The following is a 16,131-nucleotide window of genomic DNA, read 5'->3' as shown; positions in this document are numbered from 1 at the left end:
CATCGGTGCCCCGGACCACCCGGGCCCGGCGCGGCCGCGCCGGTCAGGAGACCGGACGGGCGTGTTCCAACTTGATCGGCTCGTGCAGCGCCGAAACCTCGGCAACCTCACGCTCCCCAAACGTCACGTTACCGCCGACACCCCGGACCGACGCCACCACCCCACCAGGAATGTTCAACGCCGTACGCATCGTCGCCGGATCACCGATCACCGTGATCGTGTACGGCCCCGTCAACCGACGCCCCTCCACCATCAACGACCCGTTGTCCCCATCGAGGAAGTACGTCGACGCGATGATCCGCACCGTCGCCCGATCACCACCGGCGATCTGCATCGCCTCCGCGCCCGCACCCCGCAACTCCTGCACCGCGTCCAACACCCGGGTCGCCGTGATCGGCTTGACGTCCGCCTCGAACTGCACAGTCAACCCCGGCCCCACCGCCGGCAACGTCCCCGCCAGGATGCCCAACTCGTCCGCCCGCCGCGTCGCCTCGTCCAACGCCGCCTGACGACCCTGCTCACCCGAGTGCAACTGCCGCTGACTGTCCTCCAGGGCACGAATGTCCTGCTGAAGACGACTCTCCCGAGCATCCAGATCCGACAGGATCCGCACCAGGTCCTCCTGGCGCGTCGCCCCCAACGTCGGATCCGTCGACGTCGTCTTCAACTGCACGACCAACGTGAAACCAAGCAACACCAACAACGCCACGATCATCACACCGGCCGTACTCCACCGGAACCGACCCGTCACCACCTGCCGCAGCACCGACTCCCCGGCCGGCTCGGCCAACCCGTCGGAACCCGCCACCGGCTCCCCCGACCGCGACACCGCGTTCAGGTCCACCGTCGCACCATCGTCGACCGGCTCCACCACTGGCTCGTCCGCGTCGTCCGGCCGCTGCGGCGGCGCCGGCTCCGGCGACGCCAACGGGCTCAGCTCGTCCGGATCCGGCGCGTCCGGCCGCGGATCCGGCTCACCCGCCGGCCCACCCGGGCGCGTCGGCCCACCCGGCTGCGGCCACCCGGTCCCCGTGTCGCTCTGCTCGTCACTCATCGCTGTCAAACCTACGCCCGGAACAGGTGCCGACGGATCGCCGCCACATTGCCGAAGATGCGGACACCCAACACGACGACCACCCCCGTGGACAACTGCCCACCCACCCCGAGCTGGTCACCCAGATACACGATCAGACCAGCGACCAGCACGTTCGAGATGAACGACACCACGAACTGCTTGTCGTCGAAGATGCGGTCCAACCGGGCCCGCACCCCACCGAACACCGCGTCCAACGCGGCCACCACCGCGATCGGCAGGTACGGCTGCAACGCCGCCGGCACCGTGGGATCAAGCCACACACCCAGCACCACACCGGCAAGCAACGCCAGCACCGCGATCATCGGCCACCTCCGGAAGGGCTAACGGTCGTCGTCGGACCGGACGACCCAGGACTGCCGGACCGGACACCCGACGCGGAAGGGCTCGGACTGACCAACGGCTTGGCGTAGCGTAGCTGCGGCTCCGGAGCCGCCGGCAAGGTGAGGTCATCAGACTGCCGCACAGCGAACGACAACCCCGTCTTCTGCGCGACCTCCCGCATCACATCCGCGTTCCGGCTGTCCTCGTACCGACGCCGCATCGAACCCGGCCCCACTGCCGACACCTCGTACGGCCCCATCACCGGCCGGAAATCCACAAGGATCGCGTCACCCGCCGTCCGGATCGTCGACGTCGAGGTCAACCGCTGCCCATTGATCGCGATCGCCTCCGCACCGGCACTCCACAACGCGTTCGCCACGCCCTGCAGATCGCTGTACAACACCCGCGACGGCCCCGCGCCAGCACCCGTCACCGCATCCGCGTTACCCGGCCCGTCCGCCAACCGCACCACCACGCCGTCACCGCGCACCCGACCCAGGCCGGTGCTCGCCTCCTGGTCCCGCAGCCGCGCCGCGGCCGACCCGCTCAACGCCGCGTCCCGCTGCCGACTGACCTCCTCGCGCAGCTGGTCGGCGCGGGTGGACATCCGGTCGGTCTGAGCCTCCCGCTCCTTGATCTGCGCCACCAGACCGGAACGGGCCTGGGCCCGCCCCGGCTCGTCGGCCATCGTCTGCCGGTACGCGACAGCGAACAGGAACCCGAGCAGCACCACCACGACCACACTGACCGACCGCGCCGGCCAGGCCCGCCACCCCCGGGCCGACCCGGGGCTCGCCGAGCGCCGACGGGCAGCAGCAGCATCCGCGTAACCCGGATCGAGCGGGTTACGGAACAGCTCGGTGAGGAAATCCGGCGCGTACACCCGATCCGGACGGGGCTTGCCCGGCTGCGGCGCGCTCATGCCGCCGATCCCGGACCGCGCGCCGCGCGCACCAGCCGGGCCGCCTGCACCACGTACATCCCGCCGGCCACCCAGTAGAGCACCAACCCCCACCAGGCCAACGCCCAGCCGATCGCGGCCGTCGCCGTCGCCGCCGCGCTCCACTCGCTCGCCAACAGCAGCACCGGGAACGCCGCCAGCAGCAGGAACGTGGCCGTCTTACCCACGTAGTGCACCGGCGGCGGCCCGTACCCGTAGCGGCGCAGCACTGCTAGCGAGCCGAGCAGCAGCACCTCGCGGGCCAACAGCGCCACGGTGAACTGCCACGGCACCACCTCCCGAACGGTGAAGGCGACCAGGGTGGCGAGGATGTAGAGCCGGTCGGCGAACGGATCGAGCAACTCCCCGAGTCGGCTCACCTGGTGCAGGCGGCGGGCGATCCAGCCGTCCACCCAGTCCGTGGTGCCGCCGATGGCCAGCACCACGATCGCCGCCACGTCGGCCCGCTCGACCAGGAACAGGTAGAGGAAGAGGGGTACGCCCAGCAGCCGCACGAAGCTGATCAGGTTGGGCAGGGTGAGCACCTGGTTGCCGGGAGCCTGGTCACCGGTGTCCCGCGGTTGCTCTGCCCGAGCCGGACGCGACACCGATCCTCCTCCACGGCACGGACCCCCGGCCGACGTCTGGCGCGGCGGAGGGTCGTACGCGCTGTCGGGCCGGCCTGCGCCGGCTCCCCCCTGCGGCCCCGGATGGGGCCTCATCCCTGAGCCGGCCCGCGATCTCGAAGATCACGGGCCGGGTAAGTGCGCTGTCACTATATCGGGCCTGCCCCGGCTGGCCGGGTGCCGCCGTGGCCGACTCGGTGCGGCTGTGCCGCACTGTGGCGTGGATCACCACGCGTAGAGCGTCCTAGGATACTAGTGGGTGTGGCGGCGCTCAGGCCGTCTGCACCGCCGGATCGACCTGTTGCTCCGGCACCGACTGGGTCGCTGCCCGGCCGAACGCGACAAGCGCCAGCAACAGATCGTGCTGCGTCCGCGCCGGCATCCGGTCCAGCACCGACTGCACCGCCCGACGCCGCCGCTCGGCCAACTCCCCCAGCAGCGTCAACGCCGCCGGGGTGGGCACCAACCGCACCTCACGCCGGTCGCGGGGATCGGCCACCCGGCGCAACAGCCCGGTCGCCTCCAGCCGGTCACAGAGGCGACTAGCCGACGACGGCACCACGTCCAGCAGCTCCGCCAACCCGTTGACGTTCGTCTCCGATCGGCTGCTGATCAGCGCCAACACCCGCAACTGGGTGGGCGGCACCTGATGCCCCGCCGCGGACGAGTCGAGCACGGCGATCAGTGTCCCGGCAGCCGCGGTGATCGCCGTGGCGAGATCCCCAGGTCGCTCCACCCGATGTCCCCTGCCGTCGTCGCGCTGGTGCCCGCCGGACGAAGCGGCGGCCACCCTCACCCGCTACCCCGTCCACGCGGACCGTGCCAGTCCAGACACACCACGACGGCGTCGTCGCGGAGGTCGGAATCCGCGTGGTAGGCGCGCAGTTCGCGCATTACCGTACCAACCGCCTCGGCTGCCGGCTGCAACCGCGTGGCGCGCAGCGAACGCGCCATCACCCGATCCCCGTACGGTTCCTGCCCCGGCGGCTTCGCGGCCCACACCCCGTCGCTGACCACGAAGAGGCGGTCACCCGGCTCCAGGTGCAACTCCTGCACCTCGTAGCGGGTCTCCGCGAACATCCCCAACGGCAACTGCTGATCCAACTTCAGCGGCTCCACCGTGGGCCCGCGCATCCGCAGCAGGTGCGGGGAACCCGCGTCGACCGCCCGGACCGCACCGGTGCGGGTGTCGACATCGAGCAGCAGGGTGGCCACGTACCGGCCGCCCCGGTGCTGATAGAAGACCGTGTCCGAGGCCAGCTCGGCCTGCTCCACAAGGCCGCCACCGGAGCGACGCGCGTTGCGCATCGCGTTGACAGTGACGGCGGTGAGCATCGACGCGGCCAGCCCACTGCCCTCGCCGTTGAGCACCGTCACGGTGAGCCGGTCGCCGTCCAGCGACCAGTCGAAGTGGTCCCCGCCCACTGTGTACGCCGGCTCCAACTGCCCGGCCAGCTGGAACGCGTGGTGCGCCACGCTGCGACCGGGCAACAGGTCCCACTGCATCTCGGCGGCCATCGTCAGTCGCTCCCGGCGACGGGCCCGCCGGTACCTGTCGGTCCCCCGATCCGCCGCGCGCATCGCCACCGCGAGCGCCCCGGCGATGTCCGTCGCATGGCCGGTGACGCTCGGATTCGGTACGGCCGGCAGCTCGATCATCAGCACGCCCAGCCGCTCCCCCCACAGCGTCAGCGGCAGGTAGAGCCGGCAGGGGCCCTCGTCGGCGGCGTCGCGTACCGGTTGCTGGCTGCTGAAGCACCGCTGCGCCACTGTGTGACAGGCCAGGAACCCGGCTGCCGGCAGGTCCGGATCCAGCACCGGCCAGAGTCCGCTGATCCGGTAGTCGGCGACGAAGACGTCGGTGCGTAACGCGCCAAGCGTCGCGCGGATGGCCTGGTCCGCCGCCTCGGCCAACTGGTCGGGCGGGGCCTCACGCAGCGCACGCGACACCACGTCCGGCGGGTCCACCATGGTCGTCCTCTCCAGAAGCTTGCTATAGGGCAAGCATCATACGGACACCCCGGGACCGCGACGCTCCGCGGTCAGTCGTCACCACGGGTCGCGAGCACGCCGTGGAACGCGTCGGGCACCCGCGCCGGCGGACCCTCCGGCCGCCAGTGCGCGACCGGCACGATCCCGTCCGCCGTCGGCGCCCAACGGCCCAACAGCGGCGCGAACGCCGCCGGCTGGCGCATCCGGAACTGTGGCCCCATCATCGCCAGCGCCTGCGGGTGACCCGCCAACTCCTCGGTGTCGAAGTCCACCACCAGCAGGCTGCCCGGCGCCGCGCCCGAATACAGCTCGTCGAGCGTGTGGGTCACCGTGGCGTCGTCGAGGAACGCCGCGAGCCCGAGAAAGACCACCCCGACCGGTCGGCGGCCCCAGCCCGGCACGAAACGGTGCAGCTGGGCCGGGTCGATCGTACCGATGTCTGTCGCGTCACCGAAGCCGTAGCCGGCCCGGTCACTGCCGGCGAGGATGCTCTGCCCCATCCGGATGGTCACCGGGTCGACGTCGGTGTAGAGCACAGTCGCGTCCACCGCGACCTCGTGCACGTTGCCCATCGTCGGCACCCCGGCGCCGAACACCAGGAAACCGTCCACGCCGTGGGCGACCATGGCCCGCACCGCCCGGCCCAGGAACGCCCGCAGCTCCCGGAACACCGGCGCGCACGGCCCGTACGCCTGCTCGAACGCGCTGGCGGCGGCCACGTCGACCGGGAAGTGGTGCTCCCCACCGAGCCAAAAGTCGATCATGCGGCCGGTGCTCGGCTGGTCCGGTTCACCCATCGACAATCCTCCCTCCGGACCGGTCGCCGCCAGCGTACCGACCCCGACGTGCTCAGCGGTATCGCGACGCGGAGACGTCCCGCCCGCGATACTGGCCCCGAGCGGGAGGTACGCGGTGAACTCGGCGAACAGCGCGGCGGTGGTGGTCGGCGTGGACGGCTCACAACCGTCCCTGCGCGCCGTCCGCCTCGCCGCCACCGAGGCGGCGCGTCGACACCGGCCCCTGCGCATCGTGCACGGGTTCATCTGGCCGCTGCTGCACGTGCCGGTCTCCCCCGCCCCGGACGCGCCGCCCGGGGGTGGGCTGCGCCACCGGGCCGAGGAGCTCGTCCAGGCCGCGGTGGCCGAGGCCGAGGCGACAGTCCCGGGACTGCCGATCTCCGGAGAGATCATCGACGGTGAGGCGGCAGCGGTGCTGGTCGGTGAGTCCCCCACCGCCGCGCTCATCGTGCTCGGCGACCGGGGACTGGGCGGTTTCTCGGCACTCGTGGTCGGCTCGGTCGCGGTGCAGGTCGCCGCGTACGCCGACTGCCCGGTGCTGGTGGTCCGCGGCGAGCACCGACCCGACGAGCCGGTGCTGGTCGCGGTGGACGGCTCGCCGGCCGCCCGGCTGGCGGCCGACTTCGCGGCCGAGACCGCCGTGTCGCGCGGCGTGCCGCTGGTGGCGGTGCACGCCTACCGGCACCCGGGCAGCAGCGGTCCGGGCGACATGCAACCCCTCGTGTACGACGAGGCGAAGCTGCACGGTGAGCAGGAACGGATGCTCGCCGAGTGGTTGACCGGCCTGACCGGGCAGCACCGGAAGCTGCGGTTGACCTGCCGCGCGGTCCGCGGTCGCCCCGGCGCCGTGCTTGCCGAGGCGTCCGGCGCCGCGCAACTGGCGGTGGTGGGCGGGCAGGGGCGCGGCGAGGTGAGCGGGTTGCTGCTGGGGTCGGTGAGCCAGTCGATGCTGCACCACGCGCAGTGCCCGGTCGCCGTGGTCCGTGCCCCCCACTAGCGCGGAGGTTCACCGGCAGCCAGACGGGTAGACGGTCGCCGTACGCCCAGACCGCCGACGAAGGAGGCACCAGATGCCAGGACCACGGCCGGGCAGCAACGCCTACGACAAGCAGCGGGCGCGGCTGCGCAACGCGATCGACGACGCCGGACGTCGGGTGCCCGACGGCAAGGCCAATCAGGTCGCCAACCGGATTCTCCAGGAGGACCGTGGCCAGCGCGGCGTGGTGCGCGGTGAGCGCACCTACGGCCCCAAGAGCGAGCGCGAACCGGGCGACCCGAAGTGAGGAGGGTCGACGTGGCCGACGGCGCCATCGCGGGCGCCGTCGGCAGCACCGCGCTGAACGTGGTCAGCTTCCTCGACGTGGCCCTGCGGGGACGGCCGGAGAGCGACGTCCCGCAGGAGACCGTCGACCGGTTGGCCGGGATCGCGCACGTCAACCTGGGGTCCGGGGCCCGGGCGGCGAACCGCCGCTCGGGCCTGGGCCCGCTTATCGGCTACGGGCTGGGCATCGCCGCGGGCGTCGCGTTCGCGCTCTACGCCGGTGGTCGGCGCCAACCACTGCCGCTGGCCACCGGCCTGCTCGGCGCCGGAGTGATGACCATGACCGACGGGTCGATCACCGCGCTCGGGATCAGCGATCCGCGCACCTGGCGGCGCTCCGACTGGATCTCCGACATCATCCCGCACCTGGCCTACGGGCTGACGGCCGCCGCCACCTGGAACAGGTTGCGGCGGCCGTCAGATCGCGGTCGCTAGGGGCCGTCAGCGGGTGTCGCTGTCGTCCTCGGCCACCGGTTCACCGGCCGGGCCGTACGGCGACACCTGCCCCCTGGGCACCGGCCGGCCCTCGTCGCCGCGCGACGAGCCACGGTTGAGCGGGTGCCCGCTCGGCTGGGGCCCCTTGCTGTCCTGGCTGGTGGCGCCCTTGGCGTTACGCCGGAACTCTTCCTGCTGCGGGTTGACCACTGGTGTCTCCCTCCGGGTACGGCGGGCGGCATCGACCACCCCGACCGTCGGCATACCCGTCCGCTCCGATGGCATTCCGGACCCCGCTCGTCGGCACGACGGCTAGCCGCGCCCGGATCGGGTACCCGTTGGTGTGGGCAACTATCGAACTGTGGTGCGGGTCCTCCTGGACCGGCGGGGCCGCACCTACGCGGAGGAGGCCGGCATCCGGCTCGCCGACCGGCCCGGGCCGCTGTACCAACTGCTGGTGCTGGCCACCCTGCTGAGCACCCGGATCCGGGCGTGCGTGGCGGTGGACGCCGCGCGGGAGCTGTTCGCGGCGGGCTACCGTACGCCCCAGGCGATGGAGGCGGCCAGCTGGCAGGAGCGCGTGGACGCGCTGGGCCGGGGCCACTACCGCCGCTACGACGAGCGGACCGCCACCATGCTCGGCACCGGTGCCCGGCTGTGCCTGGACCGTTGGCACGGTGACCTGCGCCGACTGCACCGCGAGGCCACGGGCGACCCCACCGGGCTGCGTCGACGCCTCACCGAGTTCCCCGGCATCGGCCCCACCGGCGCGGACATCTACCTGCGCGAGGCGCAGACGGTCTGGTCGGACCTGCGCCCGTACGCCGACCGTCGGGCCCTGTCCGGGGCTGAGCGGCTGGGTCTGCCGGTTTCCCCGGACCGGTTGGCCGGGCTGGTCGACGAACCGGACTTCGGGCGGCTCGCCTCGGCGCTGGTACGGGTGGCGCTCGGCGAGGAGTCGGCGGGCGAGATCGCCCGCGTGGCCGCCCGCTGAGGGCTCACTTCACCGTCTTGTCTCCCGGCCGGGTCAGGTGCCACACCAGCAGGGCGGCGAGCAGCGCCAGGACCACCACCCCGCCGGAGATGCCGCGGCCCTCCTCGGGGCTGCGGCCGGCGCTACCGAAGTAGATCACCGCGAGGCCGGCCAGCACCGTGACGAACGTACGCAACCCTCGGTCCTTCACGTATCGCACGCTAAACGGACCCGCTGGGCTTTGTGCGGTATTCGTGGAATTTGTCGCCATCTCGGGTGACTGTCACCTGTCGCTGACGAACCCGCGCAACCGCACCCGACGCACGGCCCGGTCGGCGACCTCCACGACCTCCAGGGTCAACCCGGGCAGGCGCACCGTCTCCCCCGGCTCACCGGGCAGGTGCCGCAACCGGGCCAGCACCAACCCCGCCACCGTCGTGTAGTCGCGCGACAGCGGGAAACTCAACCGCACCCCCAGATCGGGCAGGTCGTGCAGCGGGAAGTCACCGGGCACCAGCAGGGACCCGTCCGACTCCCGGACGACACCGCGCACGTCCCGGTCGGTCTCGTCGTACAACTCACCGACCACCTCGGCCAGCAGGTCCTCCATGGTGACCATGCCGTCGATGCCGCCGTGCTCGTCGACCACCAGTGCCAGTTGCTGGTGTTGCTGGCGCAGCTGCCGCATCGCGTCGGCGACCGGCAGGGTGACCGGCAGCAGCAGCGGCGGCCGGACCCGCTCGCCCACCGGGGCGGCGCCGGCCTGCACCAGGTCGCGGATGTGCACCACACCGAGCACCTCGTCCAACCCGCCGGGGCCGGTGACCGGGGCGCGGGACCGCCCGGCGGAGGCGAGCCGGCGCACCCCCTCGTCGGCGCGGAGGCCGGCCGGCAGCGTCGTCACCTCCCGCCGGGCCACCAGGATCTCGCGCAGGGTGCGACCGGCGATGTCGAACGCGCCGGTCAGGATCTCCCGCTGCTGGGCGGAGAGCCCGCGCTGGCTGGCCAGCATCTCCCGCAACTCCTCCTCGGTCATCTCCTCCCGGTTGGCCCGCGGGTCACCCCCGGCGAGCCGGACGACAGTGTCGGTGGCCCGACTGAGCAGCCACACCGCCGGTCGGGACACCCGGGCGAGCAGATCCAGCGGGCCGGCGCTGAGCAGCGCCCACCGCTCCGCCCGCTGCATGGCCAGCCGCTTCGGGGCCAACTCGCCGAACACCAGCGTGACGAACGTCAACAGCACCGTCACCAGCAGCACCGCCGCGGGGCGAGCCGCACCGCCGAGGAAACCCAACGGGCCCACCAGCGGCTCGGCCAGCGACACCGCGGCCGCCGCCGACGCCAGGAATCCCGCCAGGGTGATGCCGAGTTGGATGGTGGCCAGGTAGCGGTTCGGGTCACGGGACAGCCGCACCAACCGGTCCCCGGATCGGCTGCGCCGACCCAGCCGCCGTAACTGCCCCTCGCGCAACGTCACAAGCGCCATCTCACTGCCGGACAACGCGGCGTTGACCAGCACGAGGACGGCCACCAGTGCCAACTGCCCGAGTTGACCACCCATCGCGTACCCCCGTCCGCCACCTGCTGTCACTCAACCGCAGCACGGCCGGCTCCGGGCCCGGTTCAGCACCGCGCCCCCGCTCAGTCGACCTCCAGGTCGTCGAGCGAGATGGAGTGGGTCATCAGCCACCGGGCCAACGCCGACATCCCGAACAACCACAGCGGCACCGACTCGGTGGGCCCGTTTGTGGCGTAGATGGCGAAGCGCAGGTCCGGCGCGCGGTACGCCTCGATCCGCCACTGGTGCTGGCGGTCCCGCCAGACAGCGGAAGGGTCCATGGCGTCACCGTAGGTGACCACCGCGGGCTCGGGGGCCGGTTAGCCGGGCACCACGGTCGTTCCGACAATGGCCCGCGCGACGGACACCAGCAGGGCGATCCCAACCGCGGCGAGGATCAACCAGCCGAGGCCCCGCCAGCCCGAGCCCCGGTCGGCGACCGGCGCCGACGGTGGCCGCCAGAGCTCCCGGTGTGTCCAGGCGAGCACACCCGTGCCGAACGGCAGCAGCCCGATCCAGAACCAGAACCATCGGGTACCGGCCAGCGGTGGCGCCCCGCCGATCAACCGACCCAGCCAGAGCAGGGTCACCACACCGGCGAGCAGACCCGCGGTGTTCGCGATCAGGTGCGCCGCCTCGCCGGCGTGCCACGGGTCGGCCACGGCGGCGAGCCGCGCATCCGGACCGGTCTGCGCCGACCGGTCCGGCCGGGCGGGGTGGGACTGCGGGTCGGGCGGTGGGACGGGGGCGTACCGGGTCTGGCCGTTGGGCAGCGTCCACGCGATCATCCAACCCTGCTCTGCGGCCCGCAGAGCAGGGCGGCTACCCCAGTACGCATCGTCGTCGGCCCAGCCGTCCGCCCGTTGATAGGTCACCACCCGGCCAGCCGCGAGATCCCGGTCGAGCTGCGCTTCGGTCGACTCGCGGGGCTCCACCCACCACGCCAGGCCGGCCCACAGCACCCACAGCACCGGCAGGCCCCAGCCCAGCGCCACCGAGACGACGTCGCGACCACCGAACGGTCGCGACCGGGACCGGGACACCTCGACCATCAGCCCACCGTCGCATCCCGGCGCAAACGTGTCAGCCCCGCTTCGGTAGCGGCGGTCAGCGGTCAGGTTGATCCTGGTCCGTCGGCACGGTGGCCCGTCGGACGCAGTCGCGAAGCAGGGCACGACGTCGGGAATGCACGTCGTCGGGTTCCTGGCTGCTGGCCGCGTAGACGTTGCTCACCGGTGACCAGGCCATCGACATCGCGATGACCAGGGCCATGATGTCGAACGGGTCACCGCCACGGATCCGCCCGGCGGCCTGGGCCTCGGCGATGGCAGTGAGCTTGGGATCGTCGTAGTGCTGGTGGGTCTCGACGAGGTGCCCAGCGGGCCGGCGCTCCAGCCGCGTCCAGGTCGCGAGCCGGATGAGGTCGGGTCGGCGCAGGTATTCGTCGTAGAGGCGAACGGCCCAGTCCGCGAGATCGTCGGCGTCGATGGGCACGACGTTGGTGATGCGCTCCAGGGAGCTGAGGAAGATCGCGTCGAACAGTCGTTCCTTGTCCCCGAAGTAGGCGTAGAGCTGCGCCTTGTTGGTGCGGGCCGCCGTCACTATGCGTTCGACGCGTGCCCCGGCGATGCCGTGTTGGGCGAACTCCTCGGTGGCGGCGTCCAGGATGCGCTGGTACGTCGCGGCGCCTCGCGAGGTCAGGGGCTGCTCCGGCATGCACCCACAGTAGCAAAACAGAACGGTTGGTTTGCTTTGGCTCGCCGTCCGACCTACGCTTCAACAGACCGAACAGTCTGTTTAAGGGAGTCGATCATGCGAAGGACCACCGGATGGCGAGCGACCGGCCCCACGTCGCTGCGGCGTACCCCGATCGAACGCCGTGACCTACGCCCGGACGACATCGCGGTACGGGTCGACTACTGCGGGGTCTGCCACAGCGACCTGCACGCCCTGCACGACTACGACCAGCGGACCAACGCACCCCTGGTGCCGGGGCACGAGTTCACAGGTGTGGTGATCGGCACCGGCGCCGAGGTGACCAGCTTCTCGATCGGCGACAGCGTCGCGGTGGGCAACATCGTCGACTCCTGCGGCGACTGCGCCATGTGCACGGCCGGTCAGGAGAACTTCTGCCACTCCTTCCCGACGCTCACCTACGGCGGCAGAGACCGGCGCGACGGGTCGACGACCCTCGGCGGCTTCTCCCGCGAATACGTCGTGCGGCACACCTTCGCCTACCGGCTCCCCGCCGGCCTCGACCCGGCCGCGGCCGCCCCGCTGCTGTGCGCCGGCGTCACGGTCTGGGAGCCCCTGCGCTCCCATCGCGTCGGCCCGGACAGTCGCGTCGCGGTGGCCGGGCTCGGCGGCCTGGGCCACCTCGCGGTCAAGATGGCCGTGGCACTGGGCGCCACCACGACCGTGATCAGCCGCGGCCAGGACAAGCGGGACGACGCCCGCCGGCTCGGCGCACACGGGTTCGTCGACTCCACCGACCCTCAGCAGACGGCTGCCGCACGCGACACCTTCGACCTCGTCATCGACACCATCTCCGCACCGCACGACCTTGCCCCGTATCTGCGTCTGGTGGCGATGGACGGCACCCTCAGCCTGCTCGGATACCTGGGTCCGGTGACCGTCGAGACCACCGACCTGCTTGTCGGCCGCAAGAAGCTCAGCTCGGCCGGGAGCGGTGGCCGCCGCTCGACAGCTGAGATGCTCCGGTTCTGCGCCGAGCACAGCATCACCGCCGACATCGAGGTACTTCCGTCGGCGCAGGTGGGCACGGCACTCGACCGCCTGCGGCGAAACGACGTCCGCTACCGCTTCGTGCTGGACATGTCCGACCTGGACTGACAGTGGTTGGCCAGGTCACCGCGCGGCGCTGGAGGTGACGACGACCCGGGCGTCGTCGGGCAGTCGGCGGGTCGCGCCGCGCCGGTCCAGCAACTCCAGCAGGGGCACCGCCACCCGGCGGGTGGTGTCCAACGCCTGCCGGGCCGCGGAGAGCGTGAACGGCTGCGGCAGCCCGGCCAACACCCGGACCGCGCCGTCGAGCGCGTCGGGCAACAGCACCACGTTGTCGGCCAACCGCAGCAACGCACCGGCCCGCACCGCCGCGCCGATCTCCCGTGGACCCAGACCAAGGTCGACGAGACGGTCCGCCTCGGGGGCCCGGAACGGCCGGTCGCCGTACTCGGCGCGGACCCGCCGCACGGCCCGGGCCACCGGCTCCGGCAGCGCGTCGACGTCCGCCGCGCCGACCCGCCCGGCGCGGATCCGCAGCGGCGGCCGGACCAACGCCTCGACAAGCACCCGGTCGGGCAGGGCGAGGCGCTGACGCAGCGCGTCCACCGGCATCCCGGGCTCCAACGGGTGCTCCCGCGCGTAACGGGTGACCTCCTCGGTCACCTGCGCGCCGAGCCGCCGCCAGTGCGCCGGATCGGCCAACCAGTCACCGGCCACCGGCGCGGTGTGCACCGGCACCCCCATCCTGATCAACGCGCCGGCCCGGACCAGCCGACGGCGGCGCAGCTCCCCGGCCAGGTCGGGACGACCGTCCAGCTCGTCCAGGACCTCCGCACGGGCGGCTGCGGCGCCCCGGCGGGCCAGCGGTGGCGGCACCACATCCAGCACCCGCACCCCGCCGCTGACGTGGTGACGGCCCGGGTCGCGCAGCAACGCCCGGTCACCCACCAGCAACGGCAACGGACGGGACAGGCGCAGCCGGGCGGTGTCCACACCGAGCGGGCGCACCCGTACCGGCACCGCCGCCGACCCGACGTGCAGGGTGAGGGTGGCCGGCAGGTCGGCTGCCGGATCGCCGGTCAGCCGCACGTCGACCAGGTCGGTGCTGTGAAACCGGCCCGGGGTGAGCAGCGCGTCGCCACGGCCGAGCCGGTCGCGCGGCGTACCCCGCAGGTTGACCGCCACCCGGGCCACCGCCGTCACCTCCGGTCGGGCCTCGCCCAAGGCATGCAGGCCGCGAACCCGGACCGGGTCGTCGGCCCCGGCCAACTCCAACTCGTCGCCCACCCGCAACCGTCCGCCACCGAGGGTGCCGGTGACCACTGTGCCGCTGCCCCGCACGGTGAAGCTGCGGTCGACCCAGAGGCGCACCGGGTCGTCGAGCAGGGGTGCGGGCACCCGGGCGGCCAGCCGGTCCAGGGCGGCCCGCAGCTCCGGCAGACCCGCGCCGGTCAGGCCACTGACCGCGACCGCCGGCACCGCGCCGAGGCTGGTCGCCGCGATCTCGGCGCGGGCGTGGGCGGTGGCCGGCCCGGGGTCGGCCAGGTCCGCGCGGGTCACCGCCAGCAGGCCGTACCCGACGCCGAGCGCGTCGAGCGCGGCCAGGTGCTCGGCGGACTGCGGCATCCACCCCTCGTCGGCCGCGACCACGATCAGCGCCGCCGGCACCGGGCCGACCCCGGCGAGCATGTTCGGCACGAACCGCTCGTGCCCGGGTACGTCGACGAAGGCGACGGTGCCGCCGGAGGGCAGCGTCGTCCAAGCGAAGCCCAGGTCGATGGTCATGCCCCGGCGGCGTTCCTCGGCCCACCTGTCGGGTTCCATCCCGGTCAGCGCCCGGACCAGTGTCGACTTGCCGTGGTCGACGTGCCCGGCGGTGGCGACGACGAACACGCTCAGTCGTCCCCGGGTACGCGCAGCACGGCCGCCCGGACGGCGTCGTCGGCCTCTTCGGGGACACAGCGCAGGTCGAGCAGGAGCCGACCCCGGACCACCCGGCCGAGCACCGGCTGCTCGCTGGTGCGCAGCGGACCCGCGTACCGTTCGGGCAGGCTCAGCGCCCACGAGTCCAGCTCGACCCCCGGTGCTCCGCCACCGCCGACCACCGCGACGGCCGGCACCACCTCGGCCTTGCGGCCGTCCGCGCCGAGCCGGTCACGCAGCCGCTCCACCCGCTCTCGCAGGGCGGCCGGGTCGGCGTGCAGGGCGGCCCGGGTCGGGGTGACCGGTCGGTGCACTGTGGCGGCCAGCGCGGCCAGGGTGAGCTTGTCCACCCGCAGCGCCCGGGCCAGCGGGTGCCGGCGCAGCCTCTCGACCAGGTCGACGTCACCGAGCAGCAGGCCCGCCTGCGGGCCGCCGAGCAGCTTGTCACCGCTGGCCGTGACCAGCGCGGCACCCGCGCGCAGGGTGCTCGCCGCGTCCGGTTCGTCGGGCAGCAGCGCATCCGCGGTGAGCAGGCCGGAGCCGATGTCGGCGACCACCGGCACCCCGAGGGTGGCCAGTTGGCGTACCGGGGTCGCCGAGGTGAAGCCGGTGACCTGGAAGTTCGACGGGTGCACCTTGAGCACGAAGCCGGTCTGCGGGCCGAGCACGGCGGCGTAGTCCGCGAGTGTGGTGCGGTTGGTGGTGCCCACCTCCCGCAACCGGGCGCCGGTGCTCTCCAGCAGGTCGGGCAGGCGGAAACCGTCGCCGATCTCGACGAGTTCGCCCCGGCTGACCACGATCTCCCGGCCGGCGGCCAGCGCGGTGGCGGCCAGCACCAGCGCGGCGGCGCCGTTGTTGACCACGTGCACGGCACCCGCGTCGGGCACGGCGGCGGCCAGGGCGTCGAGCGCGTCGCGGCCACGGCGGGCCCGTCGGCCGGTGCTCAGGTCCAACTCCACGTCGGTGTGCCCGGCGGCGGCCACCACCGCGGCGACCGCGGCGGGCGACAGCGCCGCCCGGCCCAGGTTGGTGTGCAGCACGACGCCCGTGGCGTTGAGCACCGCCCGGGGGCCGACGGCGGGCAACGCGGCGACCGCGGCGTCGCGTACCTCGTCGGGATTGATCTCGCCGCGGCGGGCCTGCTCCTGGGCGCGGACGACCACCGCCTTCACCCGGTCCCGGCCCAGCGTCGTGCTGGCCGCGGCCAGCAGCGGGTCGGCCAGGAGCGTGTCGGTGCGAGGCACGCGGCGTCGCGGGTCCACCGGCCCGTCGCCCATCGCGTCATCCCCCGCTGCGGTTTGGCGGAGACGGACGGGAATCGAACCCGCCTGGCCCGGGTCCCGGACCACTCCGGTTTTGAAGACCGGGAGGGGCACCAGCCACCTGAACGCCTCCACCGGACAT

At 72.9% G+C, this 16,131-nt stretch carries 20 protein-coding genes and 1 tRNA gene; 5 read left to right on the top strand and 16 right to left on the bottom strand.

The window, feature by feature from the left end:
• Nucleotides 1–43 precede the first annotated feature (43 nt).
• The 7 genes from AB0B85_RS09640 to AB0B85_RS09610 all read right to left on the bottom strand — a co-directional run bounded on the left by AB0B85_RS09640 (nt 44) and on the right by AB0B85_RS09610 (nt 5,772).
• A complete protein-coding gene (locus AB0B85_RS09640) occupies nt 44–1,054 on the bottom strand; it encodes a DUF881 domain-containing protein (protein WP_357405421.1) in 1,011 nt (336 codons plus the stop codon).
• Nucleotides 1,055–1,065: 11 nt separating this feature from the next.
• The gene (locus AB0B85_RS09635; RefSeq protein WP_030327710.1) at nt 1,066–1,398 is read right to left on the bottom strand and encodes a small basic family protein; all 333 of its coding nucleotides are present in this window, start codon (nt 1,396–1,398) and stop codon (nt 1,066–1,068) included.
• On the bottom strand, nt 1,395–2,339 hold the full coding sequence (locus AB0B85_RS09630) for a DUF881 domain-containing protein (protein WP_357405419.1): 945 nt from the start codon (nt 2,337–2,339) through the stop codon (nt 1,395–1,397). The genes AB0B85_RS09635 and AB0B85_RS09630 overlap by 4 nt, the downstream gene beginning before the upstream one ends.
• Nucleotides 2,336–2,965, bottom strand: a complete 630-nt coding sequence (locus tag AB0B85_RS09625; protein ID WP_357405417.1) for a CDP-alcohol phosphatidyltransferase family protein — start codon at nt 2,963–2,965, stop codon at nt 2,336–2,338. The genes AB0B85_RS09630 and AB0B85_RS09625 overlap by 4 nt, the downstream gene beginning before the upstream one ends.
• Before the next feature lie 289 nt (nt 2,966–3,254).
• Nucleotides 3,255–3,719: a MarR family transcriptional regulator gene (locus AB0B85_RS09620; protein ID WP_357405415.1), complete on the bottom strand. Its 465-nt coding sequence runs from the start codon at nt 3,717–3,719 to the stop codon at nt 3,255–3,257.
• 56 nt (nt 3,720–3,775) lie between these two features.
• Nucleotides 3,776–4,954 carry a PP2C family protein-serine/threonine phosphatase gene (locus AB0B85_RS09615; RefSeq protein ID WP_357405413.1) on the bottom strand — a complete coding sequence of 393 codons (1,179 nt, stop codon included), beginning with the start codon at nt 4,952–4,954 and terminating at the stop codon, nt 3,776–3,778.
• A 71-nt stretch (nt 4,955–5,025) separates the two neighbouring features.
• On the bottom strand, nt 5,026–5,772 hold the full coding sequence (locus tag AB0B85_RS09610; protein ID WP_357405411.1) for an SAM-dependent methyltransferase: 747 nt from the start codon (nt 5,770–5,772) through the stop codon (nt 5,026–5,028).
• Nucleotides 5,773–5,887: 115 nt separating this feature from the next.
• Here AB0B85_RS09610 and AB0B85_RS09605 point away from each other — a divergent pair, with 115 nt between their 5' ends.
• From AB0B85_RS09605 to AB0B85_RS09595, 3 genes are all read left to right on the top strand, one after another.
• Nucleotides 5,888–6,769, top strand: coding sequence for a universal stress protein (locus AB0B85_RS09605; RefSeq protein ID WP_357405409.1), 882 nt, complete (start codon nt 5,888–5,890; stop codon nt 6,767–6,769).
• A gap of 73 nt (nt 6,770–6,842) precedes the next feature.
• A complete protein-coding gene (locus AB0B85_RS09600; protein WP_130401038.1) occupies nt 6,843–7,055 on the top strand; it encodes a phosphatidylethanolamine-binding protein in 213 nt (70 codons plus the stop codon).
• Nucleotides 7,052–7,528 (top strand): hypothetical protein, encoded by a 477-nt coding sequence (locus tag AB0B85_RS09595; protein ID WP_357405406.1) that lies wholly within the window; start codon nt 7,052–7,054, stop codon nt 7,526–7,528. Before AB0B85_RS09600 ends, AB0B85_RS09595 begins: the two co-directional genes overlap by 4 nt.
• A 6-nt stretch (nt 7,529–7,534) precedes the next feature.
• Here the strand turns inward: AB0B85_RS09595 and AB0B85_RS09590 are convergent, their stop codons facing one another.
• Nucleotides 7,535–7,738 carry a hypothetical protein gene (locus tag AB0B85_RS09590; protein WP_357405404.1) on the bottom strand — a complete coding sequence of 68 codons (204 nt, stop codon included), beginning with the start codon at nt 7,736–7,738 and terminating at the stop codon, nt 7,535–7,537.
• Nucleotides 7,739–7,871: 133 nt separating this feature from the next.
• Here AB0B85_RS09590 and AB0B85_RS09585 point away from each other — a divergent pair, with 133 nt between their 5' ends.
• The gene (locus AB0B85_RS09585) at nt 7,872–8,522 is read left to right on the top strand and encodes a hypothetical protein (RefSeq protein WP_357405402.1); all 651 of its coding nucleotides are present in this window, start codon (nt 7,872–7,874) and stop codon (nt 8,520–8,522) included.
• Between the two features lie 4 nt (nt 8,523–8,526).
• Here AB0B85_RS09585 and AB0B85_RS09580 read toward each other — a convergent pair whose 3' ends face one another.
• From AB0B85_RS09580 to AB0B85_RS09560, 5 genes are all read right to left on the bottom strand, one after another.
• Complete coding sequence (locus AB0B85_RS09580) at nt 8,527–8,712, bottom strand: hypothetical protein (RefSeq protein ID WP_036410487.1); 186 nt, start codon at nt 8,710–8,712, stop codon at nt 8,527–8,529.
• A 72-nt stretch (nt 8,713–8,784) separates the two neighbouring features.
• Nucleotides 8,785–10,062, bottom strand: coding sequence for a hemolysin family protein (locus AB0B85_RS09575; RefSeq protein WP_357405400.1), 1,278 nt, complete (start codon nt 10,060–10,062; stop codon nt 8,785–8,787).
• 80 nt (nt 10,063–10,142) lie between these two features.
• Nucleotides 10,143–10,340 (bottom strand): hypothetical protein, encoded by a 198-nt coding sequence (locus AB0B85_RS09570; protein WP_088989536.1) that lies wholly within the window; start codon nt 10,338–10,340, stop codon nt 10,143–10,145.
• Between the two features lie 39 nt (nt 10,341–10,379).
• Nucleotides 10,380–11,111, bottom strand: a complete 732-nt coding sequence (locus AB0B85_RS09565) for a hypothetical protein (RefSeq protein ID WP_357405398.1) — start codon at nt 11,109–11,111, stop codon at nt 10,380–10,382.
• A 55-nt stretch (nt 11,112–11,166) separates the two neighbouring features.
• A complete protein-coding gene (locus AB0B85_RS09560) occupies nt 11,167–11,775 on the bottom strand; it encodes a TetR family transcriptional regulator (protein ID WP_357405396.1) in 609 nt (202 codons plus the stop codon).
• Between the two features lie 96 nt (nt 11,776–11,871).
• On the opposite strand from AB0B85_RS09560, the gene AB0B85_RS09555 reads away from it, so the two are divergent.
• The gene (locus tag AB0B85_RS09555) at nt 11,872–12,912 is read left to right on the top strand and encodes an NAD(P)-dependent alcohol dehydrogenase (protein WP_357405394.1); all 1,041 of its coding nucleotides are present in this window, start codon (nt 11,872–11,874) and stop codon (nt 12,910–12,912) included.
• 15 nt (nt 12,913–12,927) lie between these two features.
• Here the strand turns inward: AB0B85_RS09555 and selB are convergent, their stop codons facing one another.
• The 3 genes from selB to AB0B85_RS09540 all read right to left on the bottom strand — a co-directional run bounded on the left by selB (nt 12,928) and on the right by AB0B85_RS09540 (nt 16,122).
• Nucleotides 12,928–14,697, bottom strand: a complete 1,770-nt coding sequence (selB, locus tag AB0B85_RS09550) for a selenocysteine-specific translation elongation factor (protein ID WP_357405392.1) — start codon at nt 14,695–14,697, stop codon at nt 12,928–12,930.
• Nucleotides 14,698–14,699: 2 nt separating this feature from the next.
• Nucleotides 14,700–16,004: an L-seryl-tRNA(Sec) selenium transferase gene (selA, locus tag AB0B85_RS09545; RefSeq protein ID WP_357405390.1), complete on the bottom strand. Its 1,305-nt coding sequence runs from the start codon at nt 16,002–16,004 to the stop codon at nt 14,700–14,702.
• A gap of 22 nt (nt 16,005–16,026) precedes the next feature.
• Nucleotides 16,027–16,122, bottom strand: a tRNA-Sec gene (locus tag AB0B85_RS09540).
• Between the last annotated feature and the right edge of the window lie 9 nt (nt 16,123–16,131).

This window comes from Micromonospora sp. NPDC049044 (assembly GCF_040649215.1).
Classification (GTDB): Bacteria; Actinomycetota; Actinomycetes; order Mycobacteriales; family Micromonosporaceae; genus Micromonospora.
The sequence above is the reverse complement of the archived record's forward strand: the minus strand, read 5'-3'. Positions and strand labels throughout refer to the sequence as shown.